The organism is Streptomyces sp. NPDC043726 (assembly GCF_056436565.1).
Map to the genome: position 1 here is coordinate 372,524 of NZ_JBWKCI010000008.1, position 25,550 is coordinate 398,073.

At 71.6% G+C, this 25,550-nt stretch carries 22 protein-coding genes and 1 pseudogene; 10 read left to right on the top strand and 13 right to left on the bottom strand.

Annotated elements, in window-relative coordinates; translation table 11 throughout:
* Positions 1-160 precede the first annotated feature (160 nt).
* On the top strand, positions 161-1,399 hold the full coding sequence (locus tag AC068Z_RS24905) for an exo-beta-N-acetylmuramidase NamZ family protein (RefSeq protein ID WP_478559540.1): 1,239 nt from the start codon (positions 161-163) through the stop codon (positions 1,397-1,399).
* A gap of 81 nt (positions 1,400-1,480) precedes the next feature.
* On the top strand, positions 1,481-2,812 hold the full coding sequence (locus AC068Z_RS24910) for a serine-threonine protein kinase (protein WP_478559543.1): 1,332 nt from the start codon (positions 1,481-1,483) through the stop codon (positions 2,810-2,812).
* A 19-nt stretch (positions 2,813-2,831) separates the two neighbouring features.
* On the opposite strand, the gene AC068Z_RS24915 is transcribed toward AC068Z_RS24910, so the two are convergent.
* On the bottom strand, positions 2,832-5,627 hold the full coding sequence (locus tag AC068Z_RS24915; protein ID WP_478559546.1) for a penicillin acylase family protein: 2,796 nt from the start codon (positions 5,625-5,627) through the stop codon (positions 2,832-2,834).
* 277 nt (positions 5,628-5,904) lie between these two features.
* On the opposite strand from AC068Z_RS24915, the gene AC068Z_RS24920 reads away from it, so the two are divergent.
* From AC068Z_RS24920 to AC068Z_RS24935, 4 genes and pseudogenes are all read left to right on the top strand, one after another.
* Positions 5,905-6,510: a hypothetical protein gene (locus tag AC068Z_RS24920; protein WP_478559549.1), complete on the top strand. Its 606-nt coding sequence runs from the start codon at positions 5,905-5,907 to the stop codon at positions 6,508-6,510.
* Positions 6,511-6,594: 84 nt separating this feature from the next.
* On the top strand, positions 6,595-7,338 hold the full coding sequence (locus AC068Z_RS24925) for a 3-keto-5-aminohexanoate cleavage protein (protein WP_478559551.1): 744 nt from the start codon (positions 6,595-6,597) through the stop codon (positions 7,336-7,338).
* Positions 7,339-7,373: 35 nt separating this feature from the next.
* The gene (locus AC068Z_RS24930; protein WP_478559554.1) at positions 7,374-8,441 is read left to right on the top strand and encodes an RNA ligase (ATP); all 1,068 of its coding nucleotides are present in this window, start codon (positions 7,374-7,376) and stop codon (positions 8,439-8,441) included.
* A pseudogene (locus tag AC068Z_RS24935) lies at positions 8,422-8,573 on the top strand (cobyrinate a,c-diamide synthase); the annotation flags it as partial. The gene AC068Z_RS24930 and the pseudogene AC068Z_RS24935, both read left to right, overlap by 20 nt.
* 13 nt (positions 8,574-8,586) lie before the next feature.
* On the opposite strand, the gene soxR reads toward AC068Z_RS24935, so the two are convergent.
* Positions 8,587-9,066: a redox-sensitive transcriptional activator SoxR gene (gene soxR, locus AC068Z_RS24940; RefSeq protein WP_478559557.1), complete on the bottom strand. Its 480-nt coding sequence runs from the start codon at positions 9,064-9,066 to the stop codon at positions 8,587-8,589.
* A 104-nt stretch (positions 9,067-9,170) separates the two neighbouring features.
* Between soxR and AC068Z_RS24945 the strand changes: the two genes are divergently transcribed.
* Complete coding sequence (locus AC068Z_RS24945) at positions 9,171-9,632, top strand: MaoC family dehydratase (protein ID WP_478559560.1); 462 nt, start codon at positions 9,171-9,173, stop codon at positions 9,630-9,632.
* Between the two features lie 10 nt (positions 9,633-9,642).
* On the opposite strand, the gene AC068Z_RS24950 is transcribed toward AC068Z_RS24945, so the two are convergent.
* The 3 genes from AC068Z_RS24950 to AC068Z_RS24960 form a co-directional block, all read right to left on the bottom strand.
* Positions 9,643-10,266, bottom strand: a complete 624-nt coding sequence (locus tag AC068Z_RS24950; RefSeq protein WP_478559563.1) for a TetR/AcrR family transcriptional regulator — start codon at positions 10,264-10,266, stop codon at positions 9,643-9,645.
* A gap of 73 nt (positions 10,267-10,339) precedes the next feature.
* A complete protein-coding gene (locus tag AC068Z_RS24955) occupies positions 10,340-10,588 on the bottom strand; it encodes a YiaA/YiaB family inner membrane protein (protein ID WP_478559566.1) in 249 nt (82 codons plus the stop codon).
* A gap of 61 nt (positions 10,589-10,649) precedes the next feature.
* The gene (locus AC068Z_RS24960) at positions 10,650-11,801 is read right to left on the bottom strand and encodes an acyl-CoA dehydrogenase family protein (RefSeq protein WP_478559569.1); all 1,152 of its coding nucleotides are present in this window, start codon (positions 11,799-11,801) and stop codon (positions 10,650-10,652) included.
* Positions 11,802-11,878: 77 nt separating this feature from the next.
* Here AC068Z_RS24960 and AC068Z_RS24965 point away from each other — a divergent pair, with 77 nt between their 5' ends.
* The 3 genes from AC068Z_RS24965 to AC068Z_RS24975 all read left to right on the top strand — a co-directional run bounded on the left by AC068Z_RS24965 (position 11,879) and on the right by AC068Z_RS24975 (position 14,508).
* Positions 11,879-12,520, top strand: coding sequence for a TetR/AcrR family transcriptional regulator (locus AC068Z_RS24965; protein WP_478559572.1), 642 nt, complete (start codon positions 11,879-11,881; stop codon positions 12,518-12,520).
* An 80-nt stretch (positions 12,521-12,600) separates the two neighbouring features.
* Complete coding sequence (locus AC068Z_RS24970; protein WP_478559575.1) at positions 12,601-13,323, top strand: ArsR/SmtB family transcription factor; 723 nt, start codon at positions 12,601-12,603, stop codon at positions 13,321-13,323.
* 66 nt (positions 13,324-13,389) lie between these two features.
* Positions 13,390-14,508, top strand: a complete 1,119-nt coding sequence (locus AC068Z_RS24975) for a DMT family transporter (RefSeq protein WP_478559578.1) — start codon at positions 13,390-13,392, stop codon at positions 14,506-14,508.
* On the opposite strand, the gene AC068Z_RS24980 is transcribed toward AC068Z_RS24975, so the two are convergent.
* From AC068Z_RS24980 to AC068Z_RS25015, 8 genes are all read right to left on the bottom strand, one after another.
* Positions 14,505-15,584 (bottom strand): Zn-dependent alcohol dehydrogenase, encoded by a 1,080-nt coding sequence (locus tag AC068Z_RS24980; RefSeq protein ID WP_478559581.1) that lies wholly within the window; start codon positions 15,582-15,584, stop codon positions 14,505-14,507. The two genes, AC068Z_RS24975 and AC068Z_RS24980, sit on opposite strands and share 4 nt — an antisense overlap.
* Positions 15,585-15,598: 14 nt before the next feature.
* A complete protein-coding gene (locus AC068Z_RS24985; RefSeq protein WP_478559584.1) occupies positions 15,599-16,984 on the bottom strand; it encodes an aldehyde dehydrogenase family protein in 1,386 nt (461 codons plus the stop codon).
* A 243-nt stretch (positions 16,985-17,227) separates the two neighbouring features.
* A complete protein-coding gene (locus tag AC068Z_RS24990; protein WP_478559587.1) occupies positions 17,228-18,562 on the bottom strand; it encodes an ABC transporter ATP-binding protein in 1,335 nt (444 codons plus the stop codon).
* Between the two features lie 175 nt (positions 18,563-18,737).
* Positions 18,738-19,502 (bottom strand): class F sortase, encoded by a 765-nt coding sequence (locus tag AC068Z_RS24995; RefSeq protein ID WP_478559590.1) that lies wholly within the window; start codon positions 19,500-19,502, stop codon positions 18,738-18,740.
* A 211-nt stretch (positions 19,503-19,713) separates the two neighbouring features.
* Positions 19,714-20,283 carry a hypothetical protein gene (locus AC068Z_RS25000; protein WP_478559593.1) on the bottom strand — a complete coding sequence of 190 codons (570 nt, stop codon included), beginning with the start codon at positions 20,281-20,283 and terminating at the stop codon, positions 19,714-19,716.
* A gap of 143 nt (positions 20,284-20,426) precedes the next feature.
* Positions 20,427-21,668, bottom strand: coding sequence for an MFS transporter (locus AC068Z_RS25005; RefSeq protein WP_478559596.1), 1,242 nt, complete (start codon positions 21,666-21,668; stop codon positions 20,427-20,429).
* 25 nt (positions 21,669-21,693) lie between these two features.
* Positions 21,694-23,088, bottom strand: a complete 1,395-nt coding sequence (locus AC068Z_RS25010; protein ID WP_478559599.1) for a CitMHS family transporter — start codon at positions 23,086-23,088, stop codon at positions 21,694-21,696.
* A gap of 134 nt (positions 23,089-23,222) precedes the next feature.
* Positions 23,223-25,454 carry a molybdopterin oxidoreductase family protein gene (locus AC068Z_RS25015; RefSeq protein ID WP_478559602.1) on the bottom strand — a complete coding sequence of 744 codons (2,232 nt, stop codon included), beginning with the start codon at positions 25,452-25,454 and terminating at the stop codon, positions 23,223-23,225.
* Between the last annotated feature and the right edge of the window lie 96 nt (positions 25,455-25,550).

A 25,550-nucleotide genomic window follows, 5' to 3' on the forward strand; every position in this document is an offset into this window, starting at 1 on the left:
CGCGGCTCGGCAAAACGGCACTGCGACGGCCAGACTAACCGGTCGGTATGTAAGAGAGAAGAGTCAGGGACGCGCCGGTAGGGGCGCGGGGAACTGCGCGACCAGCCACACTCGACCGGCAGCTTACGAACCACCCCAACCACCCCCTACCGTGCCCTCCATGCGCTTGACGAGAAGAACTCTCCTAGCTGCAACCCCGGCCCTCGCAGCCACCACAACCTCCGCGGCGGCCGCAGACAACGACACCGGCCGCCGCCTCCAAACCGGCTTCGAACGCCTCGTCGCCACCGGCTACTCCGCCCTGGACGGCCAACGAGTCGGCATCGTCACCAACCCCACCGGAGTGACCCGAACCGTCCGCCACATCGTCGACGTGATGCACGAAGACCCCCGCGTCGACCTCACCGCCGTCTTCGGCCCGGAGCACGGCTTCCGGGGCACCGCCCAGGCCGGCGGCTCCGAGGGCCGCTACGACGACCCGGCGACCGGGCTCCCCGTCTACGACACCTACCTCAAGAGCGGACAGCCGCTCGCCGACATCTTCACCGCGTCCGGCGTCGACACGGTCGTCTTCGACATCCAGGACGTGGGCGCCCGCTTCTACACCTACATCTGGACGCTGTACGACTGCATGGAGGCGGCCCAGCTCGCCGGCAAGCGCTTCGTCGTGCTGGACCGGCCCAACCCGGTGACGGGCCGCGCGGCGAACGGCCCGGTCCTGCACAGGGAGTTCGCCACCTTCGTCGGCAGGCAGCCGATCTCGCAGGCGCACGGGATGACGGTCGCCGAACTGGCCCTGCTGTTCAACGGCGAGTTCCTGCAGACCCCCGCCCCCCTGGACACCGTGACGATGACGGGCTGGCGGCGCTCGGAGTTCTACGACGCCTCGAAGCTGCCCTGGGTACCGCCGAGCCCCAACATGCCGACCCCCGAGACGGCTCTCGTGTACTCGGGCACCTGTCTCTTCGAGGGCACGAACCTCTCCGAGGGCCGTGGCACCACGCGCCCCTTCGAGCTGCTCGGCGCCGAGGGCGTCGACCGCCGCTGGGCCGCCGAGGCGAACCGGCTCGGCCTGCCGGGCGTGCACTTCAGGGAGGCGTACTTCACGCCCACCTTCTCCAAGTTCCAGGGCAAGACGGTCGGCGGTGTGCAGGTCCACGTCCACGACCGGGCCGCCTACGACCCCGTCCGCACCGGGATCGCCCTCCTCGTCACCGCCAAGCGGACGTACGGCGGCTTCACCTGGCGCGCGGACAACTGGATCGACAAGCTCACCGGATCCACCCAGGTCCGTACGGCGATCGACGCGGGAGCGAGCACCGACGAGGTGGTGGCCGGCTGGCAGGACGAGCTGGCGGCGTTCCGGCGGATTCGAAAGGAATACCTCCTCTACCGATGAGCCGCACTGTATGGCCAACTCTGCCCCGTGGCGGGACGATACGCGCACATCGCACCGCTACGGGGGACGGAGGGGTCCGTCATGGCACGACCGGCAGTCAGCGTGAGTCCCTACTGGGAGCTGACCTTCGACGCGGACGGCGACCCCGACGCCCGGGCCCGGGACCGGCTGCTGACCGGGGTGGCCCACCACGAGGTGCGTGATCTGCTGGTCTTCGCGCACGGCTGGAACAACGACCGGTCCGGGGCGACCCGCCTCTACGACCGCTTCTTCGCGCCGATGCCGGAGCTGGCCCCAAAGGCCCGGATCGGGTACGTGGGCGTCGTATGGCCGTCGATGCGGTTCTCGGACGAGGAGATCCCCGACTTCCCGCGCGCCGTCGCCGACGAGGCGCCGCCGCGTCCGGCGCTGGACAAGGACACCCGGCACGCGCTGCTGGAGACGTTCCCGGGACGGGCCACGGTCGTCGACCAGCTCGCCCGGCTCCTGGACCAGCAGTCCCGCGAAGAGGCCGAGTTGGAGGAGTTCGGACGGCTGGTGGGGCTGCTGGTGGATCTGGTGCCGCCGGGTCCGCAGGCGCTGTTCGCGGCGGACACCCTGGCGGAGGGCGTACCGCAGGACGACCCCGCCATGTTCCGGGGTCCGGCGGCAGTGATCTGCGAGGAGTTCGGGCGGGCGCTGGCCCGGCCGCGGTCCCCCGAGGAGGTCGTCTCCGGGGAGCCCGCCTCCTTCTCGCTGCCGAACCCCTGGGAGGGGGCGCACGAACTGCTGCGCCAGGCGACGTACTACGCGATGAAGCGGCGGGCCGGCACGGTGGGCGAGCGAGGGCTCGGGCGGGTGATCGGGCAGCTCGCGACGCGGTCGCCCGGGGTGCGGGTGCACCTGGTCGGGCACAGCTTCGGCGGACGGCTGGTCTCGTTCGCGCTGCGCGGTCTGCCGAAGGGCGTGCACACCGTGAAGTCCGTGACGCTGCTCCAAGGGGCCTTCTCGCACTACGCGTTCGCGGCCCGGCTGCCGCACGACCCGCGCGCGGGAGGCGTGCTCCAGGGGCAGCACAACCGGATCGACGGACCCTTGGTGTGCTGTTTCTCGAAGCACGACGACGCCCTGGGCACGATCTACCCGCTGGCCTCCAGGATGGCCGGCCACGACCGGGAGTTCCAGGAGTTCGGCATCGGCCGGGCGCTGGGCGCGAAGTGGGGCGCGATGGGCTTCGACGGGGTGCAGGCGGTGCCCGGCACCAGACGACTGGAGCTCGCCGACGCTCTGCGCGGGCCGCTGCCCGCGGCGGGCTGTGTGAACGTCGACGCCGCGTCGGTCGTACGGCGGGGCGGACCGCCTGCCGGGGCGCACAGCGACATCGTGCACCGGGAGCTGGCCCGGCTGGTGCTGGCGGCGGGCCGCGTCCGCTGACCCGCCGCCAACCCCGTGGTCACCGGTGCGAGGTGAACTCCACGACCTGCTGGTAGGTGGGCCGGTTCTGCCAGCTGATCCGGCCGTGGTTGATGCCGCCGAGCGGGCGCTGCACGATCGAGTCGGCGCACCACTGGTCGCCCGCCGAGCAGCCCGCGTCGCCTGGGTAGACCTGGGCCGCGGTCCTGCCCGCCGCCGTCTTCAGGGTGCTGATCAGGGCGTCCCGGCAGGCACTCAGGCTGCCGCCGCCGCAGTACTGGCGGGCCAGCGGTCCCCGCACCGGCTCACCGAGGACCGACCGCAGGTCCTTGTCGACGTAGCTCCACCAGCCGTACTGGAAAGAGCTTCCGGCGTGGGCGCCGGTCGGGCCGTGGGCGGCCGAGGGAGCTTCGTCGACGGGCAGGTTGTTCGTGAAGGCGGTGAACAGCCCACTGCCCAGCCCCGGTTCGAACTCGGCCCGCACCAGCAGTGGCCACCAGGCGTCCAGGATGCGGATCGCGTCGGCGTGGGCGTACGTCTTGGATCCGGCCGAGGTCTCGGTGCGCCGTGAGCCCGCCGTGACCCACGCGGACAGCTTGTCGACGGCCGCCTTCGCCGCCGTGTCGGTCACCGGTGAGCTGCCCACGACCTTCAGCAGGTCCGGCAGGACGTCCTCGGCCCGCAGGTCGGCGAGCCCCGCCTCGGCCATCGCCTTCACCAGGGCCGCGCGGGTCACCCCGCCCTGGGTGACCAGTTTCCGCACCCGGTCGTCGAGGAGATTGCCGCGGTGGACCGAGCCGTCGCCCCAGGGGGCGGTGGTGTAGTCGGCGGCCTGCTTGTTGTTCCAGGAGATGTAGTAGTCCTGATCGATGGAGTTCGGGTGGGCCGAGGGCGGGGTGTAGTCGGCGGTGTTGGTCGTCGGGTTCCAGTTCCGCCACTCGTACGACGGCCGCGCCCAGACCGGGAACTCGGCGTCGACGCCGGTCGCGCGGACCGGGTTGTCGCCGCTGTTGTAGTAGGCGGTGTGCTCGGAGTCGACGTAGAACCAGTTGAAGGTGAAGTTGATGTGCCGCACCGCCGTCTGGAAGGTCTCGGGGCTCTTGAGGTAGTCGGGGTCGTTGAGCATCTGGAAGCCGATGATCGAGTCGGCCTCGTGGAAGAACGACGAGCGCAGCGTGGTGTAGGCGACCCGCTTGCCGTCGACGGTGGCGCGGTGCGTGACGGGTCCATACTTCGTGCGCCAGACACGCAGGGTGTAGGAGCCCGCGGGGGTGTCGTCGGCGGTGGTCGGCTTCCAGGCGTTCTTCCGCTCGACCTTCTCCATCGCGGTGCAGGTGCCGCGGTGGAGATAGTGGTGATCGTCCTGGCAGAGCTCGACGGCGTAGGTGTCGATGATGTCCTGGCCGGAGGTGGTCGCGCTCCATGAGTAGTCCTGACCGCGGCCCAGTTCGACGTACATGCTCAGGCCGGCGAAGGAGGCGCCTCGGGCGCTGATGCCCGGGCCCTGGATCTCCTGGAGGAGCAGGAGCTGGGGGGCGAAGTAGCCGGTCTGCGGGCCGAAGACGGCGACCGGGTGGCCGCTCGCGGTGTGTTCGCCGCTCACCACCAGGGCGTTGGACATTCCGCGCCTGGCCGAGCTCATCGCCGCCTTCGTGGCCGTGGCCGAGGTGTCGGCGGCGGTTGCGCCGGCCGCGCTGCCCGTACGGTCGTGCACGAGGGGTTCGGTGGTCACGGAACCGGCGGCGGGCAGCGCCGTGCCCTGCGGGTCCGCGGGCTTCCCGGCGTAGGGGAAGCTCTTGTCGTGGACGGTGACGACGGCCTCGGGGTCGTTGCGCTCGCGGAAGGACTCCCACACCTTGGTGCCCTCGACGACGCCGTACTTCTCCTGGGCGGCCAGCAGGGAGATGGCGTTGTCGACCTCGCCGCCACCGCCGGAGCCGAAGAGGGAGCCGATGACGGAGGCCAGCGCGACCAGGTCGGTCGGCTTGAAGTGCTCGATCGTGCCGGCGTTGGTGATCGAGTCCTTGTGGCCGGTCAGGACGTACTCGCCGGGGAAGTAGCGGCCGCTGTCGGAGGCGTCGATGTAGGCGTTGATGCCGGCGACGTAGGCGTTCACGTCGGCGAGGGCCTGCTGCCCGCGAGCGCCGTTGTTCGCCGCGGCGTTGTCGATCTGGGCCTGGAGTTCGGCCTCGGTGTAGGGCGCCTGGCGCCAGAACTCCTGCTCCAGGCCCTGGTTGGCGGGGTCGCCGCCGGCGAAGGAGGTCAGTTGACCGCGGCCGACGTGCCGGAAGACGTCCATGAGCCACAGCCGGTCCTCGGCGGCCGCATAGCCCGCTCCGAACTCGGTGCCGTATCTGGTGGTACCGGTGATGTGCGGCACACCCGTCTTCCTGTCCCGGACGATCGTCACGTCGGTGCGTCCGGCGGGTCTGACGGTGGAGGCGACCTGGTCGGCGGGGACACCGAAGGAGGCGTCGTTGAAGAAGTTCGTGAGTGTGGCGTTGGTGAGGGTCGGGTAGCCGGTGGCGAGACCGGCGTACGGACCGAGCTGGTCGGAGGCGTGCGCGGGCATCGTCCCGAAGGCCTGGTTGAGCAGGATCTGGGCCAGGGTTGCGTTGCCGTTCTCGCCGGGCGGGAGGATGTCGGAGCACTGGCTCCCGCAGTGGTCGGTCACCGCCGTGACGTCCGCGTCCGCCTCCCCGGCCGCGACCGCATGGGAAAGCGGGGACAAAAGACCGGCAATGAGCACGCATACGGATGCTGTCTTCAGGAACCCGGGGAACCTGCCGGGAGTTCTCTGTCTGTCGAGCGCGGTGCGGGGGATGCGCCGAGGCATGGCAGCTCCTGCCGACGGGGGTGAGCCGGACGTTACCGCCGGTATCCCCGGGATCGAAGGTGAACATGCGTCACTTTCAAGGAGGTTGGGGGCCGGTGCGCGGACCGGTCGCGGGCCGGCTGATGGACGACATCGGAAATCGAATGGATCGGATGGAGTCGGAGAGGGAGCCGAATCACGTGTCGATACGTCTATTCGTCAACGCCGTACGAAGTCCATGTACGACGACGCCGAAGTGACCGAAGTACAGGTGCAGGTGTGACGGAGGTGCAGGGCGATGGCCGGTTTCCGGAGTCTGGCGAGACAGGTGCGAGACCCACGCTGCGATCTGGCGCTACGGCGCTACTCGCTGCGCAAGTGCCTTGAGCGGTTCGCCCCATACGGGCACAGGGCGACCTGGGACCACTTGTGCTCCCGGGCGGGATTCGGTCCGGAGGACCGGTCCCCTGATCCGGCGCGGCTCGTGGCCGCGTTGGAGGAGTTGGAGGAGGCGCGGTCGGTCTGGCTCGCCTACGAGGTCGAGTTCGCCCGTCGGCGCAAGCGGGAGAAGCACGACGGACTGCGCAGGCCGGGAAGTGTCGACGACTGGCACCGGCTGACCTGGGGCGGTTTCGGAGTGGCGTGGTGCGACGACCCGCGGGTACACCCCCGTGAGCCGCTGGCCGAAGTACTGCGCAAGCTGATCTCCGCGCTGGAACGAGAGCCGGGCGCCGAGTGCCCGGTGTGCGGCGGGGAGCGGCTGACCTGGAAGTACGACCTGGCCCATGAACCCTCCTCCGGCCCGGTCTGCACGGAGTGCGGGATCGTGGTGCCGCGCCCCGTCCTGACACCGGAGGCCCTGGCGGCTTCCCGGCGCGAATACCGGCTGCTGGTGTCGGCCTAGTACGACGGGGGTGCGCCGGGGATGCCGCACCCCCCACATGACGCTCGGCACGGCGTTGTCAGTGGCGACTGGCACCATCGAGCCATGGTGCAGGTGTGTCTGAACGGGCCCCGGGGAGCCGCCGACGGGGCGATGGTCCCGCTGACGCCGCGGGCCATGGCCGACTCGGCGTCCGAGGCCGTGGCGGCCGGTGCCACGGATGTGCATGTCCATCCCAAGACACCCTGCGGCCGGGACAGTCTGTCCCCGCGGGTGGTGGCGGCCACGCTGGAGGCGATCCGGGCACGGGTGTCCGTGCCGGTCGGGGTGACGACGGGCGCGTGGGCGGAGCCGGATCCCGCGGCACGGGCCGCCCGGATCCGGTCGTGGAGCGTGCTGCCGGATCACGCCTCGGTCAACTGGCACGAGCCGGGGGCGGAGGAAGTGGCCGCGGCCCTGATCGAGCGGGGCGTCGGGGTGGAGGCCGGAATCTGGTCCGGCACGGACGGGGCGGCGCGCTTCACCCGGTCGCCGCTCGCCCCGAAGGTGCTGCGGGTGCTGGCGGAGGTGACGGACACCTCGCCGGACACGGCGGAGGCCGAGGCGCGCGCGTTGCTGGCCGAGCTGGGGTCCGCCGCCGACCGCCCGGTGCTGCTGCACGGCGAGGACGGCGGGGCGTGGCCGGTGCTGCGGCTGGCGGGGCATCTGGGGCTCGCGACCCGGATCGGGCTCGAGGACACCCTGCTGCTGCCCGATGGCGAACGGGCGCTGTCGAACGCGCAGTTGGTGACGGTAGCAGTCACTAATCGGGTCGCTCCACCCGTTTCCCGTCCGGACAGTTGGCGGTGATGAAACCGAGCTGACGAACGATCCGGGAGTCACCCATGTCGACGCTGCGCGTCACCGCCGAAGTGCTGACCGTCCATGAGCATCCGAATGCCGACGCCCTCGAACTGGCCCAAGTGGGCCTGTACCGGGCGGTGGTGGCGAAGGGTGCGTACCGCACCGGCGATGTCGCCGTCTACATCCCCGAGCAGTCCGTGCTGCCGGCCGCGCTGGTCGAGGAGCTGGGGCTGACCGGGCGGCTGGCGGGGAGCAACTCCGACCGGGTGAAGGCGGTCCGGCTGCGGGGCGAGCTGTCGCAGGGGATCGTGTGCAGGCCGGCGGAGCTGGCAGGCGTGGACCTGGCCCGGGCGGCGTCGGACGGGACGGACTTCGCGGAGCGGCTGGGGATCACCAAGTGGGTGCCGCCGATACCGCCGACGATGTCCGGGGACGTGGAGGCGGCGCCGGATCTGCTGCCGTGGGTGGACATCGAGAACATCCAGCGGTACCCGGGGATCTTCACGGCGGGTGAGCCGGTCGTGGTGACGGAGAAGCTGCACGGTTCGGCGTGCTTGGTGACGTATGTCGCCGAGGGCGACCGGGTGTTCGTCTCCTCCAAGGGCTTCGGCTCGAAGTCGCTGGCGCTGCGGGAGGATCCGCGGAATCTGTACTGGCGGGCGGTGCGGGGGCACGGGGTCGCGGAAGTGGCGGCGCGGGTCGCCGAGCGGCTCGGGGCGCGGCGGGTCGGGATCTTCGGGGAGGTGTACGGCGCGGGGGTTCAGGACCTGACATACGGAGCGGACGGCCGGCGGGAGACGCTGGGGTACGCCGTGTTCGACGTGTCGGCGGAGATCGACGGCTCCGTGCGGTGGCTGGACGCGGCCGAGGTGCTGGAGTCCGCGCTGCCGTTGGTGCCTCGGCTGTATGCGGGCCCTTACGACAGTGAGCGGGTGCTGGAGCTGGCGACGGGGCGGGAGACCGTGTCCGGGCGGGAGCTGCATCTGCGGGAGGGCGTGGTCATCCGGCCGGCGGTGGAGCGGTACAGCGCCGTGACAGGAGGTCGGGCGATCGCGAAGGCGGTGAGTCCGGCGTATCTGACGCGGAAGGGTGGCACGGAGTACGAGTGACCGGTGCGCGGGGGCGGGCGTGGCGTGTTTCTCGCCCCCGCCGCCCCTGCCCGTCCCGTCCCTGGGGGCTGCGCCCCCAGACCCCCGCTTCGGCCTGAACGGCCTCGTCCTCAAACGCCGGACGGGCTGAAAAACAGCCGGGGCGCTACTCGTTCTTGGATTTGGGCCGGCGGTGTTCCACCAACAGGCGGGAGCCCGTGCGGTGTTCGCCGAAGGTGTCGTCCGGGTTGGACAGGACGCACGTGGACAGGGAGAGGCAGCCGCAGCCGATGCAGTCGGTCAGGTGGTCCCGCAGTCGGTTGAGCTGGGTGATTCTCTCGTCCAGCTCCGCCCGCCACGCCTCCGACAACCGGGCCCAGTCCTCGTGCGTGGGCGTGCGCTCCTCCGGGAGCTCCGCCAGGGCGTCACGGATCGTCGCCAGCGGGATCCCCACTCGCTGGGCGGCCCGGATGAAGGCCACCCTGCGCAGTGTGTCCCTGCCGTACCGGCGCTGATTGCCGGCCGTACGGCTGCTGCTGATCAGGCCCTTGGACTCGTAGAAGTGCAGGGCGGAGACGGCGGCGCCGCTGCGCGCGGCCAACTGGCCTACCGACAGCTCGTGGATCTTCTCAGGAATCTTGGGCACCCCTCGAAGACTACCCACCCCGCAACGTGCCCGATCCGTTGACAGGGGCCTTTCCGCCTAGCATGCTAAGCAGTCGCTTAGCCATCATTTGGGAGGCCTCGGACATGGCAGAACCTAGGAGCTTCACCTCCGTCGACGACCTCAAGGCAGCCGTCGGAGAGCAGCTGGGCCACACCGACTGGGTGGAGGTCGACCAGAAGCGGATCGATCTCTTCGCCGAGGCGACCGGGGATCACCAGTGGATCCACGTGGATCCCGAGAAGGCCGCCCAGGGGCCGTTCAAGACCACCATCGCCCACGGGTATCTGACCCTCTCCCTCCTCCCGCTCTTCGGACCCCAGCTGATCCGGGTCGAAGGCGTGAAGATGGGCGTCAACTACGGCACCAACAAGGTGCGCTTCCCCGCTCCCGTGCCCGTCGGCTCCCGGCTGCGCGCCACCGGCACGATCACCGGCGTCGACGACGTCACCGGTGGTGTCCAGGTGACCGTCGCGTTCACCGTGGAGCGCGAGGGCGGCGACAAGCCCGTATGCGTCGCGGAGTCCGTCTCCCGCTACTACCTCTAGCGGGCCGGCGCTACTTCGCGCCCACCATCCGCAGCACGAGGTCGGCGTACAGTTCGCCGACCTCGTCCGGCGTCCACGGACCCGAGACGTCGAACCAGCGGGCCACGTCCACGCACAGCGACAGCACCGCCAGCGTCGTGCCCTTGACGTCCGGCACCTCGAACTCGCCGGTCGCCACCCCGTCCTCGATGATCCCGCGGACCTCCGCGTCGACCTGCCGTCGCAGCCCGACGATCTCCGCCCGGGCCTCGGGACCGAGGGAGTCCAGCTCGTACTGCACCACGCGGGCGGTCGTACGGCCCCCCGCGTGCCAGCGGACGAAGGAGCTGACCGCGTCCGCGAGCCGCTCGGGCGCGGTGCCCTCCCGCCGGGACGCCGTGCGCAGGATCTCCACCGCCTTCTCGTGGCCGATCCGGCTGATCCGGTGAAGGAGTTCTTCCTTGGTCTTGTAGTGGATGTAGAGCGCGGCCGGGCTCATCCCGGCCCGGCCCGCGATGTCACGGGTCGTCGTGGCGTGGTAGCCACGCTCGGCGAAGGCCTCCACCGCGGCGATCAGCAGCCGCCGGGCCGCGTCGGGCGTGACCTCGCCCCACGCCGTCCCTTCGTCGCCGGCCGTCTCCTCCGCCGTACTCATCGCTCGCTCGCCCCTCTCGCTGACAGGGTCACCACCATACCGCCGACAGTGAGCGGGCGCTTAGAGCAGCCGTTCAGAGCTTCTCGAAGGGGCTGTACGAGCGTGCCGTCGCCGCCTCCTGGCGGTCCCGGATCACCTTGGCGAGCGTGAAGGCGCTGGTGACCAGGTACAGGACGGCGACGCCGAGGAAGGCGCGGACCCAGGGGTCGGCCTCCAGTTGATAGATGCCGATGGCGGTCGCCGCCATGGCGACCGCGAAGGAGGCGACGGACTGGCCGTAGAAGGCGGCCGTGTTCTGCTGCTTGCCCGGTGTGTCACTCATGGGGACAAGCTTCGGCGGACGTGGGCCGCGCCACATCCGCCGAAGTACTCAGGCGTCGTACTCAGAAGGCCGAGACCCCGGTCAGCGCACGCCCGATCACCAGCTTCTGGATCTGGCTCGTGCCCTCGTACAGGGTCATCACGCGGGCGTCGCGCAGCAGCTTGCCCGCCGGGTACTCGTCGATGTAGCCGTAACCGCCGAAGACCTGGAGGGCGTTGTTGGCGGCCCGCACCGCTGCCTCGGAGGCGAAGAGCTTGGCCTTGGACGACTCGGTGGTGAAGGGCTGCCCTCTGTCGATCAGGTCGGCCACCCGCCAGGTCAGCAGCCTGGCCGCGTCCACGTCCACCGCGATGTCGCTGATCAGCTCCTGGACGAGCTGGTGGTGGGCGATGGTCTTACCGAACTGCTCCCGCTCCCCCGCGTACTTCACGGCGACGTCCAGCGCGGCCTGGGCGAGGCCCACGCAGCCCGCCGCCACCGACATCCGCCCCTTGGCCAGCGCCGACATGGCGACCGAGAAGCCCTTGCCCTCCTCGCCCAGCAGCGCGGAGGCGGGCACGCGCACGTCCTCCAGGACCAGCTCGGCGGTGGCCTGGCCGCGCAGGCCGAGCTTGCCGTGGATCGTCCGGCGGGTCAGGCCCGGGGTGTCCGTGGGGACCAGGAAGGCGGAGACGCCCTTGTGGCCGGGGGCGTCGGTGGAGCGGGCGAAAAGCAGCACGACGTCGGCCCAGGTGCCGTTCGTGATGAACATCTTGGTGCCGTTGATGACGTAGTCACCGCCGTCCCGGACCGCCCGGGTGGCGAGGCTGCCCGCGTCGGAGCCGGTGCCCGGCTCGGTGAGCCCGAAGCAGCCGACCTGCTCCCCCGAGGTCAGCCCCGGCAGCCACTGCCGCTTCTGCTCCTCGCTCCCCCAGGAGGCGATGGTCTTGGCGACCAGGCCGAGGGAGACGGAGACGATGCCGCGCACCGAGGAGTCACCGCGGCCGAGCTCCTCCGTCACCAGGCAGTACGCGAGATGGTCGCCGCCGGAGCCGCCGTACTCCTCATCGATCGTCAGCCCCAGGAAGCCGACCTCGCCGAGCTTCTTGACGATGCCCCGGTCGACCTCCTCGGCGCGGTCCCAGGCGACGACGTGCGGGGCGACCTCTCCGGCCACGAAGTCCCGGGCCAGCTGCCGTACGGCGGTCTGCTCCTCGCTGAGCTCCAGGTTCATACCGAGTCACCCCATTTGAATGCCGTACATTTAAATTAGCACTGCTAGTTTCTGGTCGCAGCCCTACTATGTGCGCCATGGCCCGACCGCGCAAGCCCCTGCTGAGCACCGACCGGATCGTCGAGACGGCGCGGGTGCTCGTGGACACGGAGGGCCTCGCGGCCGTCTCCACCCGGCGGCTCGCCGCGGAGCTGGGGGTCAGCGGGCCGTCGCTCTACAACCACTTCCGTACGAAGGACCAGATCCTGGAGGCGGTCGCCGACTCGGTGAGCGCGCAGGTCGATCTGTCGATGTTCGAGGACGGCCGGGACTGGCGGACCGCGCTGCACGACTGGGCGGTCTCGTACCGGGCGGCCCTGCGGGACCATCCGAACATCGTCCCGGTCCTCGCGCGCGGGCCCGGGCGGCGGCCGGCCGCGCTGCGGCTCGCCGACGCGGTGTACGGGGCGATGGTGTCCGCGGGGTGGCCGCCTGCGCAGGCGACGTCCATCGGGGCCTTGATGCGGTACTTCATCATGGGGTCGGCGTTGGGGTCGTTCGCGGGGGGATTTGTCGATGACGTCAGTGCGTACGATCCTGCCGACTATCCCCATCTGGGGCAGGCGCATTTGCTTGCCGAGCGGCAGGAGAAGATCGACGAGCGGGCGTTTGAGACGGGGCTCGCCGCGCTGCTGGACGGGTTGGAGCGGCAGTACGAAGGGGTTCTCCGGTCGTCTTGAGTCTGCGGGCCGGAGCCACGCGCCCCTGAGGTTCGCTGCCGTCCTCCATTCTTCGGCCGTGACCGAAGTTTCCTTGGCCCATGCTGGTCCTTATGTCCGATCGCGACCCCCGCGCACTCCACCTCGCCCAGCTCGCCTCGCTCATCGCCGACGAGACTCGGGCCGCCTGTCTGCTGGCTCTGCTCGACGGGCGGGCCTGGACCGCTGGGGAGTTGGCTCGGCATGCGGGGGTTGCCGCTTCCACCGTCAGTGAGCATCTGGGGAAGCTCGTGGCCGGTGGACTGCTCGCCGAGGAGCGGCAGGGGCGGCATCGGTACGTCCGGCTCGCCGACGCGCGGGCCGCGCAGCTGGTCGAGGACCTGGCGGCTCACATCGCTCCCGTGACCGTCGTACGGCCGCGGAGTCTGCGGCAGTCCAGTGCCGGGTCGGCGATGGCGCGCGGGCGGACCTGCTACGACCATCTGGCGGGGCGGCTCGGGATCGCGGTGACCGACGCGTTCACCGCGCGCGGGCTGTTGCGCCAGGACACCGGGTTCGCGCTCACCGACGCGGGGCTCTCGTGGTTCGACTCGCTCGGGATTCCGCTGGAGCGGGCGGGCCGGCGGCCGTTGGCGCGGGCCTGTCTGGACTGGACCGAGCGGCGGCCGCATCTGGCCGGCGTCGCGGGGGCGGCGATCTGTCGGCACGCGCTGGACTCCGGATGGTGTGTGCGGATCGGGTCCGAGCGGGCGGTGAAGGTGACGGCCGCCGGGGAGCGGGCGCTGTCGGAGCTGCTCGGTGTGCCCGCCGATTCCCTGCGCTGACCTCTCCCCCGGCCGCCGTCCGAAATCCGCGAGCTTTCCGACCTCTTCCTTCCTAGCCTCTGGAGCATGATGAATGCCGCCGTCCGTCGTACGGAGCTGCTCGCCGCCGGGGCCGCCACGGTCACCGTGGTGCTGTGGGCCTCCGCCTTCGTCTCGATCCGCAGCGCGGGTGCCGTGTACTCGCCGGGCGCGCTGGCGCTAGGGCGGCTGCTGGCCGGGGTGCTGGTCCTCGGGACCATCTGTCTCGTACGGCGGGAGGGGTGGCCGCCACGGTCGTCCTGGCGCGGGATCCTGATATCCGGGCTGCTGTGGTTCGGGTTCTACATGGTGGCCCTGAACTGGGGCGAGCAGCAGGTGGACGCGGGCACGGCGGCGCTGGTGGTGAACATCGGGCCGATCCTCGTCGCGCTGCTGGGCGCCAGGCTGCTCGGTGACACGATGCCGCCGCGGCTGCTGGCGGGGATGGCGGTGTCGTTCGCGGGAGCGGTGACCGTGGGGTTGTCGATGTCGAGCGGGGGCGGCTCCTCGCTGCTCGGTGTGGTCCTGTGCCTGCTGGCGGCGGTCGGGTACGCCGGGGGTGTGGTCGCGCAGAAGCCCGCGCTGGCGGGAGCGAGCGCGCTGCAGGTGACGACGTTCGGGTGCCTGGTGGGCGCGGTGGCCTGTCTGCCGTTCGCCGGGCAGCTGGTGACGGAGGCCGCGGACGCGCCGGCGTCGGCCACGCTCAACATGGTCTACCTGGGCGTCTTTCCGACCGCGCTGGCCTTCACGACATGGGCGTACGCCCTCGCCCGTACGACCGCGAGCCGGATGGGGGCGACGACGTACGCCGTGCCCGCTCTGGTCGTCCTGATGTCGTGGCTGGCGCTGGGTGAGGTTCCGGGGGTGCTCACCCTGGCGGGCGGGGCGCTGTGTCTGCTGGGGGTGGCGGTGTCGCGGTCGCGGCCGACGGCTCCGGGTGCGGGTGCGGGTGCGAGCGCCGGTGCGGGTGCGAGCGCGGGTGCGGGTGCGAGCGCGGGTGCGAGCGCGGGTGCGGGTGGTGCCGGGGGCTCCGTCCCCAGCACCCCGCTCGGCCCGGAAGGGGCGTCGCCCTCGACCGCGGAACAGGCGGCCACCCCGACCGCCGGACGGGCGCCGTCCCCGACCGCCGGACAGGCCGCGTCCCCGACCGCCGGACGGGCCGACTAGAACGTCACCAGGGCCCGCCCGCCCTTCCCCGCCAGCATGTTCTCGAACGCGGCCGGGATGCCCTCCAGGCCGATCCGTTCCGTCACCAGCATGCCGAGGTCCAGGCGGCCCGCGCGGACGTGGTCGGCGAGGACCGGGACGTCGCGGGCGGGGTCGGTGTTGCCGTAGACGCAGCCGGAGAGGGTGCGGCCCCAGTGGAAGAGCTCCAGGGCGTTGAAGGTGACCTGCTGGTCCTTGCCGCCGATGCCGACCACCGTCGTACGGCCGCCGCGGCGGGTGGAGTCCCAGGCCGTGCGGATCGTCGAGGCGCGGCCCACGCACTCGATCGCCACGTCCACACCCTGCTTGCCGGTCAGCGCGCGGATCTCGCGGGCGGTGTTCTCCGAGGCGATGACGTAGTCGGTGGCGCCGGCCGCGCGGGCCAGCTCCTCCTTGGCGGGGGACACGTCCACCGCGACGATCCTCGACGCGCCCGCGATCCGGGCCGACTGGAGGGCGGCGAGACCCACTCCCCCGACGCCGTACACGGCCACCGTCTCGCCCTCGCGCACCCGCGCCGAGTGGTGGACCGCGCCGTAGCCGGTGAGGACCGCGCAGCCCAGCAGGGCCGCCTCGGCGAGCGGGACGCCGTCCGGGGCGGGCAGGACGCAGGACGCCGGGACGACCGTCTCCTCGGCGAACGCGGCCACGTTCAGGCCGGGGTGGAGGTCGGTGCCGTCCGCGGTACGGGCGTACACCTCGGCGGAGCCGTTCAGGGCGTTGGCGCACAGCCACACCTCGCCCAGCGCGCAGGCGGGGCAACCGCCGCAGGAGGGGGCCCAGTTGAGGACGACCTCGGCGCCGGGCGCGATGTGCCCGACCCCTTCGCCCACGGCGACCACGGTGCCCGCGCCCTCGTGGCCGAGGACCGCGGGGACCGGTACTCGCATGGTGCCGTTGGACAGGGACAGGTCGGAGTGGCAGACGCCCGCTGCGGCGAGCCGGACGCGGACCTGGCCGGGGCCCGGGTCCGGGAGTTCGATGTCGGCGATCTCCAGCGGAGCGCCCACGGCGGGCAGGACGGCGGCGCGAACCATGGGAATGAACTCCTCTAGAACTGGAGGGACTTGGTCTGGAGGTACTCGGCGAGTCCGTGCGCGCCGAGTTCCCGGCCGACGCCGGACTGCTTGTAGCCGCCGAAGGGGGCGAGGGGGTTGAAGCGGCCTCCGTTGATGTCGACCTGGCCGGTCTCCATCCGGCGCGCGAAGGCCACGGCGTCCGGCTCGTCGCCCCACACCGCGCCGGCGAGGCCGTAGACCGTGCCGTTGGCGATGCGCAGGGCGTCGTCCTCGTCGTCGTAGCGGAGGATCGACAGGACCGGGCCGAAGATCTCCTCCTGCGCGATCGTCATCTCGGGGGTGACGTCGGCGAAGACCGTCGGGCTGACGTACCAGCCCCGCTCGCGCGGGCTTTCGGTGCCGCCCGCGACCAACCGGGCGCCCTCTTCGACGCCCTTGTCGATGTAACCCCGCACCCGCTCCTGCTGCTTGGCGTTGACGACCGGGCCGATGCGGTCGCCGTACTTGGCGGCGGCGGTCGCGGCCAGCGCGACGGCCTCGTCGTACTGCTCCCGGTGGACGAGCATCCGGGTCCAGGCGCTGCACGTCTGGCCGGAGTTGGACATGACGTTGGCGACGCCGACGTTGACGGCCTTGGCGAGGTCGGCGCTCGGCAGGATCACGTTGGCGGACTTGCCGCCGAGTTCGAGGGCGACCTTCTTGATCGCGGCACCCGCCGTGGCGGCGATCCGCCGGCCGACGGCCGTGGAGCCGGTGAACGAGACCAGGTCGACGCCCGGGTGCTCGACGAGGGCCTGCCCCGCGACCGGCCCGAGGCCGGTGACGAGGTTGAAGACGCCCGCCGGGATCCCGGCCTCGTGGACCACCTCGGCGAAGAGCTGGGCGGTCAGGGGGGTGTCCTCGGCGGGCTTCAGCACGATCGTGCAGCCTGCCGCGAGCGCGGGACCGGCCTTGGCGACGATCTGGTGGAGCGGGTAGTTCCAGGGGGTGATGGCCCCCACCACGCCGATCGGCTCGTGCACGACGGTGGAGTTGCCGACCTTCTCCTCGAAGGCGTACGTCCCGGCCAGCTCGGCGTAGGAGCCGGCGACCGCGATCGGTACGGAGGCGTGGACGGCCTGGGAGAAGTTGAGGGGTGAGCCCAGCTCCGCGGTGACCGTCTCGGCGATCTCGTCCTTGCGGGCGGCGAGGACGTCCCGCAGGGCGGTCAGCCGGGCGGCGCGTTCGGCGGGCGGGGTGGCGGCCCAGCCGGGGAGCGCGGCGCGCGCGGCGCGTACGGCGGTGTCGACGTCCGCGGCCGTACCGGCGGGCACCCGGCCGATCACCTGCTCGTCGGCCGGGTTCACGACGTCGATCATGTCTCGGTCGGCGGCGGGGTGCCATGCGCCATCGATGTAGAAGCCGTCGTGTGCCTTCATCGGGTTCCTTCCGGGCGTCCTGCGTCTGCGGGCCCCCTTAAACTAGCGCCGTTAGTTTTACGGCACCAGCCACCGCCCGCATGGCACAGCTCACCCTCCCCCGAAGCCGCTCAGAAGTCGACCCTGGCCCGGTCGTCGGCGCTCTTCGCCGCCGCGACCGGGTACAGCGGGATCAGCTCGTAGGACCGCTCCTTCCTCGCCGTCGTCGAGGGTGGCAGCTTCATGCCCCACCCATGACGGCGGTCACTCCTCCAGATCCGGCAGCCGCGCCGGGGCCGGGCAGATCCGTTCGCCGTGCTGGTCGAAGACGAACAGATGGGCGATGTCGACCAGGAGCGGCACCTGCATCCCGTGCCGGAGGTCGATGTCGGGGGTGGTGCGCACGATCAGGTCGCCGGGGAGCCGCCCCTCGGGCGGGGCGGGTTCCGACGCGGGCTCGGGGTCCTCCATCACCACGACCGGTCCCGCCCGCAGCGCGCCCGCCCGTTCCCGGAGCCGGTCCAGGACCGTGCCGCCCTCGCGCCTGCGGCGACGCACCCGGCGCAGCGGGCGCGGCGCCTCCAGCTCGGGCACGAAGGCGGGGCGGGAGCCGGTGTTGAAGTGCACGAGCACCTCGTGCCCCTGGAACTCGACGTGCTCCACGAGACCGGTGATCAGCACCTCTCCCGGCCGGGCCGAGGCCGGTTTACCGATCCGCACCGACTCCGAGCGCAGGCCCACGATGACCTCGCGGCCCTGCTGCACCCGGAGCAACTGGTGGTCCTGGGAGAGCGGTTCGGGCAGCCGGAGGTACTGCTTGCCGAGGCTGATGGTCATCGCCCCGTCGAGCGGGGCGCGTACGAGCCCGCGCAGCAGGTTGATGCGCGGGATGCCGATGAAGGCGGCGACGAAGACGTTGCGGGGCAGGGCGTAGACCTCGCGCGGGGTGCCTATCTGCTGGAGCACCCCGCCGCGCAGGACGGCGACCCGGTCGCCGAGCGACATGGCCTCGGCCTGGTCATGGGTGACGTAGACCGTGGTGACGCCCAGTTCGCGGGTGAGCTTGGTGATCTCGGCCCGCAGGTGGTTGCGGAGCTTGGCGTCGAGGTTGGACAGCGGCTCGTCCATCAGGAAGGCGGAGGGGTGGCGGGCGATGGCCCGGCCCATGGCGACGCGCTGGCGCTCACCGCCGGAGAGCTGCGCGGGCAGCCGGTCGAGGAGGTCCTCGATGCCCAGCATCCGGGCGGTGGCGTCGACGCGCGGGCCGGGGTCCTCGTCGGGTGCCTCGATCCGCAGCGGGAAGCCGATGTTGCCGCGGCTGGTCATGCTCGGGTACAGGGCGAAGTTCTGGAAGACCATCGCCATGTCCCGGCCGGACGGCGGCAGATCGTTGGCGAACTCGCCGTCGAGCCGCAGCTCGCCCTCGTCGATCTCCTCGAGTCCGGCGATCATCCTCAGCACGGTCGACTTGCCGCACCCCGAGGGACCGAGCAGGACGAGGAACTCACCGGGCTCGATGTCCAACGTGAGCCGGTCCACCACGCGGACGCCCTTGGTGTAGCACTTGCTCACGTCGTGCAGAGAGATGGCGCGTGTCATGAGGGGTGCCCCCGGGGGCTACGTCGGCGGCCAGGGTGCTCCGCGGCTGGATGCCCCGTCCGGGTCGCACGGGGCCTGTGAGTCACGGAAGTTAACGGAATGTGTGCGGGCGAGGGAAGGGAATGGGCGGGATCTGCCGCCGCCGTCCAGCAGGTGAGAAAGCGGACGCCCGAATTCAGCGCCGACGGCCGGTGGCCGACGCCTCGCGCACCTCCACGAGGTGGGCGAAGACCACGACGTTGCCCGAGTAGCCGGTTCTGCGGTCGTAGCTTCCGCCGCAGGTGATGAGCCGCAGCTCGGGGCGCCCCCGGGCGCCGTACACCTCCCGGTTGGGGAACCGGTCCTTCTCGTACTTCTTGACCGCGTCGACGGCGTAGACGGCGGTCCGCCCGTCGGCACGCCGGACCTCGACCCGGCGCCCGCGGTCCAGCTCGGTGAGCCCGGCGAAGACGGCGGGCCCGGAGTCGGTGTCGAGATGCCCCACGGCGACCGCGGTGCCCGGCTCGCCGGGCGACGGCCCCTCGGCGTACCAGCCGACCAGGTTCGGATCGTCGTCGGGCGGCGCGGGCAGCTTCCCCTCCCGGTCGAGCCGGAGATCCATGACCGGCGCGTCGACTTCGAGGTAGTCGACGGCGAGCCGGGTGGCCCGGGAACGCGGGAGGGGCGGCGCGGGTGCGTGGCTCGCTTTCGGGGAGGGGCGCTGCGGGGACGGGCGCTGTGGAGACGGCCGCTGCGGGGACGGGCGCTTGTCGGCCGGGGTGGGCTTGGGGGCGGGACGTACGGCGGCGACCTGGTCGAACTCCGGAAGACCGACTCCGTGCACATCCGTCCCCCCGGCCCCGCCCACCGCCGCCCCGGAAGTCACCGGGGAACCCGGCGGGGCGGCCTCGACCGCCCCACCGGACTCCTCGTCCTGCCCCCACCACACCCCACCACTCACGAGCGCGACGACGGCCAGAGCAGTCCTGGCCAGCCGATAACCCCGAGTCCGATACCAGGGCCGACGACGCGTGGACGAACGCTGCGAAGCAACCCTGGGCCGGTCAACTCCCTCCAGGGGCGCGGGGAACTGCGCGACCAGCCCCCGCGACGCCGCACCCGACCGCCTACCCGAACCGGCACTACCGGACTCGGCCAACCCAGCGGAGCGCCTACGCTTCACGCCGACGCAGCCGGAACCACACCACCCCGGTCACGGCCGCGAGGCCCACCGCCGCGGCCCCGGCGACCGGCGCGAAGGCGTCGTCGCGCGCGATACCGCCGCCGCCCGCGGGCGGACCGCCGTGGGGCGCCCGCGACACGGGACAGTTGATGGTGAAGTCCTTGAACTTGCCCGCGCCATGCCCCAGGGAGGTGGTCCAGGTGAGCCGGTACTGCCCGTTGGGCAGGGCGAGCGGGATGCTGTGGGCCGTACCGTCCGCCTCGATGGTGATGATGTTGTCGCGCCCGCCTTCGCCGGGCAGTTCGGTGCCGCCCGGGACCACGGGCTGGGTCCTGATGGTCCAGATGACCCGTTCCGCGGGGGCGAAGTTGAACGCCGAGAGGTAGAAGTCGCAGACCCTGCGCTCGTGGCGCGCGTCGTCGAACGGCGTGCCCACCGAGTGGATCCGGACGTCCCCGTTGTCGGGCTGGGCGAAGGCGGCGGGCGCCCCGGCGGCGGTGCCGGCGAGGGTCAGGGCCGCGAGGGCTGCGGCGCGACGTGGGAGTGTGGTGGCGGGCATGCGAGATCCTCCGAGTCAGATTGTCGTACAAATCGCACTTGATCTGACTCTTTGTCACATGTCCGCCGCGAACACGCGAAGCCGCGCCCTACGACCCGTCAGCCATCGCTCTTACGGCTCACAGCGTCGTACGGCCGCCCGGCTCACACCCTCCTACGGCTCACACCCGCCCGGGACCGGCGGCGGGGCGCGCCCGTGTCGCCGCCGCCCGCGTCCGGCTTCGCCGGTGAACGCACCGCCACCCCCGCCGAGGCCAGCAACAACACGCCCAGCATCACGAACGGCGCCGCCACGCCCGCGACCCCCGCGACCAGTCCCGCCGTGGCGGGCGCCGCGACCTGGCCCAGGCGGTTGCCGGTCAGGCGCAGGGCGAGCGCGGTGGAGCGGGCGCCGTCGGGGGCGGCCTGGACGACCGTCGTCATGGACAGCGGCTGGCCCACACCGAGGCAGAAGCCGAGCGCGGCGAGCATCACGGCCAGCGCCCACACCGGTACGGGCAGCGCGACGGCGGCGCACAGCAGGGCCGCCAGCAGACAGGTGACGGTCAGCAGGGCGGGGCGGCTGAGCAGCCGCAGCAGCGGGGTCAGCACCAGCCGGCAGGCAATGGTGGCCGCCGCGCGCAGGCTCAGCAGCAGGCCGATCACCGAGGGCGCGATGCCCCGGTGCTCGCCGACCACCGGGAGGTAGGCGGTGAGCACGTCGGTCGCGGACAGCACGGAGAGGCTGATGAGCATGCCGGCGGGCACGCCCCGGGTGCGCAGGATGCGGTGCACGGGGACGCGGTCGCCCTGTCCGGTACGGGACTTGGGCGTCGTACGACGGTCCTCTATGCGCCACAGCGAGGTGACCGCCACCGCCGCGACCGCCCCCGCGACCAGCAGGGCCAGCGCGCTGCTGCCCGCCATGTCATGGCCGCCGATCAACGCGCCCGCCGCGACAGGGCCGATGAGCTGGCCGAGCGAGGCGCCGATGGTGAAGTGGCCGAAGTTGCGGTCCTGTTCGTGCGGGGCGGACTGTCGGGCGACGAGGGACTGGGCGCCGATGACGAAGGAGAGGTGGCCGAGGCCCATCACCCCGCTCCACAGGGCCATCGTCCACAGGGAGTCGGCCAGGCCGCTCAGCGCGCAGCCGCCGGAGATCAGGACCACTCCGACGGGCAGCAGCGGCGCGCAGCGGCCGTGGTCGGTACGGCGGCCGAGGGGCACGGCCGCGAACAGCGGAAGCAGCGCGTACACACCGGCGATGACACCGACCGCCGCCTCGTCGGCGCCCAGGCCGAGGGCCCGGTAGGAGACGGCGGGCCGGGCCATCGACACCGCCCCCTGCGCGAAGCTGAAGGCGATGACGAGGCGGAGCAGCCAGCCGCGGTTCCCACCGGGCGTCATGGTTCAAGTCCTCCGAGAACGTGGGTCAGATGATGCCGAAGAGGATGCCCGCAGCGAGGATGACGAGACAGGTGGCCGCGGCCCACTTGACCACGAACCGCGTGTGGTCGCCGAATTCGACCTTGGCCATGCCGACGAGGACGTAGACGGCCGGGACCAGCGGGCTCGACATGTGCAGCGGCTGGCCGACGAGCGAGGCGCGGGCCATCTCCAGCGGGGAGACGCCGTGGGCGGCACCGGCCTCGGCGAGGACTGGCAGGACGCCGAAGTAGAAGCCGTCATTGGACATGAAGTAGGTGAGCGGGAGGCTCAGCAGACCGGTGACCAGGGCCATGTGCGGGCCCATGCCCTCGGGGATGACGTCCACCATCCACTTGGCCATGCTGTCGACCATGCCGGTGCCCTGGAGGACGCCGGTGAAGACGGCGGCGGCGAAGACCATGCCGGAGACGTTGAGGACGTTGTCGGCGTGGGCGGCGAGCCGGGCCCGCTGGTCGGGGATGCGCGGGAAGTTGACGGTGAGGGCGAGCGCGGCGCCGAGCAGGAACAGCACCGGGATCGGCAGCCACTCCATGATCATGGCGGTCAGGAGGGAGACCGTGAGCAGCGCGTTGAACCAGTACAGCTTGGGGCGCAGGGTGTCGCGGTTCGGGTCGAGGCCCTGGAAGTCGTCGGCCCCGGTCTCGGCGTCGGTACCGGAGCCGCCGGCCGCCTTGGTCATGGAGACCTTGGCCTCGCCGGAGCCACCGGCCCCGACGAGCACCGGCTCGGCCTCCCGCGGCTCCAGCACCTCGTCCAGCGTCAGCGTGCCGAGCCGCTTGCGCTCGCGCAGGCCGAGGACGTACGAGAGGACGAACACGAAGAGCAGGCCGACCAGGAGCGCCGGGATCATCGGGACGAAGATGTCGCTGGCGTCGAGCTTCAGCGCGGTGGCGGCACGGGCGGTGGGGCCGCCCCACGGCAGGGTGTTCATCACGCCGTTGGCCATGGCGGCGACACCGGTCATCACGACCAGGCTCATCTTCAGGCGCTTGTACAGCGGGTACATCGCCGAGACGGTGATCATGAAGGTGGTGGAGCCGTCGCCGTCGAGGGAGACGATCGCCGCGAGGACGGCCGTACCGACGACGATGCGCATCGGGTCGGCCTTCGCGAACTTCAGGATCCCGCGCACGATCGGGTCGAAGAGGCCGACATCGATCATCACACCGAAGTAGACGATCGCGAACATGAGCATCGCCGCGGTGGGGGCGAGGCTGGTGACGCCTTCGATGACGTAGTCACCGAGGTGGGCGCCCTTTCCGACGAAGACGCAGAACAGTGCCGGGATCAGCACCAGCGCCGCGATCGGCGACATCTTCTTCATCATGATCAGGACCAGGAAGGTCGCGATCATGGCGAAGCCGAGGATGGTCAGCATGAGTGGATACCTAACGTTCGCCCTTGAACATCCCACCAGGGACGGCGGTGCGTTGACGTTAGGTCCCCTCAAACCGCGTTAACAAGACGTTGACATGCGAGCAATAAGCGCAAAACTCCAGGTCAGAGCTTTGCTCAGGTCACGGGGGTGAGCTGGACGGGGAATCCGTTGAGGACGGCGTTGCCCGAGAGGGGGTCCAGCAGGCTGCCGTCGAGGAGCTGGTTGACGTTGACGCCGGGGTCCTTCAGGGCGTGGCTCATCCGGGTCCCGGGCCGGTCGTGGCCCCAGCCGTGCGGCAGGCTGACGACCCCGGGGCGCACGGCGTCGGTGACCTCCGCGGGCGCGACGACCTCGCCGCCGTCCCCCTTGAGCCGTACGGCCGACCCGTTCCGGACGCCGAGGCGTTCCGCGTCGTCGGGGTGGATGTGCAGCGTGCAGCGGTTGGTGCCGCCGGTGAGGGCGGGCACGTTGTGCATCCAGCTGTTGTTGGAGCGCAGATGGCGGCGCCCGACGAGGACGAGCCCCTCGGGACGCTCCCGCAGGGCCTCCCGCAGCCGGGGCAGGTCCTCGGCGATGGGGGCGGGCAGCAACTCGACCTTGCCGCTCCTGGTCTTGAGCGGCTGAGGCAGCCTCGACTCCAGGGGCCCGAGATCGATGCCGTGCGGATGCGCGAGCAGCTTGTCGAGGGTCAGCCCGTCGGGTCGTACGCCGAAGCCGTCGCCGTACGGGCCGAGGCGCAGCATCATGTCGAGCCGCCGCTCGGGGCCGGTGTCGCCGGAGAGCAGCGCGGCGAGTTCGCGCGGGTCGCGGCCGTGGACCGGGGAGTGCGCCTCCTTCACCGCCTTGCCGAGGGTCTGGCCGATGACCATGTCGTCGACGGCGGACGGCTCGGCGCCGTGCATTCCGGTCGCGGCGAGGATCAGCCGGGCGAGGATCTCGGTCTCGGCCATCCGGCCGGGCTCCAGCGGGACCGCGGGGCGGGAGTAGCGGACCTGGTTGCGCACGGCGAGCGTGTTGAAGGCGAAGTCGTGGTGCGGGCTCTGGGAGGGCGGGGGCGGCGGCAGGACGACGTGGGCGTGGCGGGCGGTCTCGTTGAGGTAGGGGTCGACGCTGACCATGAAGTCGAGCGCGTCGAGGGCCTTGTCGAGCCGGTCGCCGTCGGGCACGGAGAGGACGGGGTTGGCGGCGATGGCGATGAGCGCGCGGACGGGCTCGCCCTCGTCTGTGGCGGTGTCGATCTCCTCGGCGAGCGCGGAGATCGGCAGCTCCGACTTGGCCTCCGGGTGCCGGCTCACCCGGGAGTGCCAGCGGCCGAGCGCGAAGCCGTGGCTGGGTCCGGCGGGCCGGGGGGTGCGGTCGGTGGCGGCCTGCGGGAAGAGGGCGCCGCCGGGCCGGTCGAGATTGCCGGTGAGGATGTTGAGCACGTCCACCAGCCAGCTGGCGAGGGTGCCGTGCGGGACGGTGCAGCTGCCGATGCGGGCGTAGACGGCGGCGGTGGGGGCGGCGGCGAGGTCGCGGGCGAGGGTGCGGATGGTGGCGGCGTCGACGTCGCAGGCTCGTTGTACGGCCTCGGGAGTGAAGTCCTCCAGCTCTGCGCGGAGTTCGTCGAGCCCTTGGACGTGCTGAGTCAGCTCTTTCGGCGCGACGAGCCCTTCCTCGAACAGGACGTGGGCCATGGCCGCGAGCAGGAGCGCGTCGGCACCGGGGCGGATCGGGATGTGCCGGTCGGCGAGCTTGGCGGTGCGGGTGCGGCGGGGGTCGACGACGGTAAGGGTGCCGCCGCGGGCCTTGAGCGCCTTGAGCTTGCCGGGGAAGTCGGGGGCGGTGCACAGACTGCCGTTGGACTCGAGGGGGTTGGCGCCGATGAGCAGGAGGTGATCGGTCCGGTCGAGATCCGGGACGGGGATGGCGTTGGCGTCACCGAAGAGGAGCCCGCTGGAGACGTGCTTGGGCATCTGGTCGACGGTGGAGGCGGAGAAGACGCTGCGGGTGCCGAGGCCGGCGAGCAGGACGGGCGGGTAGAGGGCGCCGGCCATGGTGTGCACGTTGGGGTTGCCGAGGACGACCCCCACGGCGTTGGCCCCGTACCGCTCGACGACGCCCCGGATGCCCTGGGCGACGGCGTCGAAGGCCTCGTCCCAGGTCGCCTCGCGCAGCACGCCGTCCTTGCGCACGAGGGGTGTGCGCAGCCGGTCGGGATCCCCGTCGACGGCCCCGAAGGAGGCGCCCTTGGGGCAGATGAACCCCTTGCTGAACACATCGTCACGGTCACCTCGGGCACTGGTGACCCGGGTCCCCTCGATGGAGAGCGTGAGCCCGCAGGTGGCCTCGCACAGGGGGCAGATTCGCAGAGCGGTGCGGGACACGGGTCCTCCCGGGGGCAGCGGTGCCTGTCTTCGGGGAGCATACCGACCGGTATGGATGCTGGCGAGGGGTCAGAGCCGGTCGAAGAGGATGGGGCC

Excerpts from the sequence above, each read along its gene's own strand:
- AC068Z_RS24990 (WP_478559587.1), bottom strand. The coding sequence starts at position 18,562 with ATGACACGCGCCATCTCTCTGCACGACGTGAGCAAGTGCTACACCAAG.
- AC068Z_RS24945 (WP_478559560.1), top strand. The coding sequence starts at position 9,171 with ATGGCAGAACCTAGGAGCTTCACCTCCGTCGACGACCTCAAGGCAGCC.
- AC068Z_RS25010 (WP_478559599.1), bottom strand. The coding sequence starts at position 23,088 with ATGCTGACCATCCTCGGCTTCGCCATGATCGCGACCTTCCTGGTCCTG.
- AC068Z_RS24910 (WP_478559543.1), top strand. The coding sequence starts at position 1,481 with ATGGCACGACCGGCAGTCAGCGTGAGTCCCTACTGGGAGCTGACCTTC.
- AC068Z_RS25000 (WP_478559593.1), bottom strand. The coding sequence starts at position 20,283 with ATGCCCGCCACCACACTCCCACGTCGCGCCGCAGCCCTCGCGGCCCTG.
- AC068Z_RS24985 (WP_478559584.1), bottom strand. The coding sequence starts at position 16,984 with ATGAAGGCACACGACGGCTTCTACATCGATGGCGCATGGCACCCCGCC.
- AC068Z_RS24955 (WP_478559566.1), bottom strand. The coding sequence starts at position 10,588 with ATGAGTGACACACCGGGCAAGCAGCAGAACACGGCCGCCTTCTACGGC.
- AC068Z_RS24905 (WP_478559540.1), top strand. The coding sequence starts at position 161 with ATGCGCTTGACGAGAAGAACTCTCCTAGCTGCAACCCCGGCCCTCGCA.
- AC068Z_RS24975 (WP_478559578.1), top strand. The coding sequence starts at position 13,390 with ATGATGAATGCCGCCGTCCGTCGTACGGAGCTGCTCGCCGCCGGGGCC.
- AC068Z_RS24915 (WP_478559546.1), bottom strand. The coding sequence starts at position 5,627 with ATGCCTCGGCGCATCCCCCGCACCGCGCTCGACAGACAGAGAACTCCC.
- AC068Z_RS24930 (WP_478559554.1), top strand. The coding sequence starts at position 7,374 with ATGTCGACGCTGCGCGTCACCGCCGAAGTGCTGACCGTCCATGAGCAT.
- AC068Z_RS24965 (WP_478559572.1), top strand. The coding sequence starts at position 11,879 with ATGGCCCGACCGCGCAAGCCCCTGCTGAGCACCGACCGGATCGTCGAG.
- AC068Z_RS24980 (WP_478559581.1), bottom strand. The coding sequence starts at position 15,584 with ATGGTTCGCGCCGCCGTCCTGCCCGCCGTGGGCGCTCCGCTGGAGATC.
- AC068Z_RS24960 (WP_478559569.1), bottom strand. The coding sequence starts at position 11,801 with ATGAACCTGGAGCTCAGCGAGGAGCAGACCGCCGTACGGCAGCTGGCC.
- AC068Z_RS24970 (WP_478559575.1), top strand. The coding sequence starts at position 12,601 with ATGCTGGTCCTTATGTCCGATCGCGACCCCCGCGCACTCCACCTCGCC.
- AC068Z_RS24925 (WP_478559551.1), top strand. The coding sequence starts at position 6,595 with ATGGTGCAGGTGTGTCTGAACGGGCCCCGGGGAGCCGCCGACGGGGCG.
- AC068Z_RS24920 (WP_478559549.1), top strand. The coding sequence starts at position 5,905 with ATGGCCGGTTTCCGGAGTCTGGCGAGACAGGTGCGAGACCCACGCTGC.
- AC068Z_RS25005 (WP_478559596.1), bottom strand. The coding sequence starts at position 21,668 with ATGACGCCCGGTGGGAACCGCGGCTGGCTGCTCCGCCTCGTCATCGCC.
- AC068Z_RS24950 (WP_478559563.1), bottom strand. The coding sequence starts at position 10,266 with ATGAGTACGGCGGAGGAGACGGCCGGCGACGAAGGGACGGCGTGGGGC.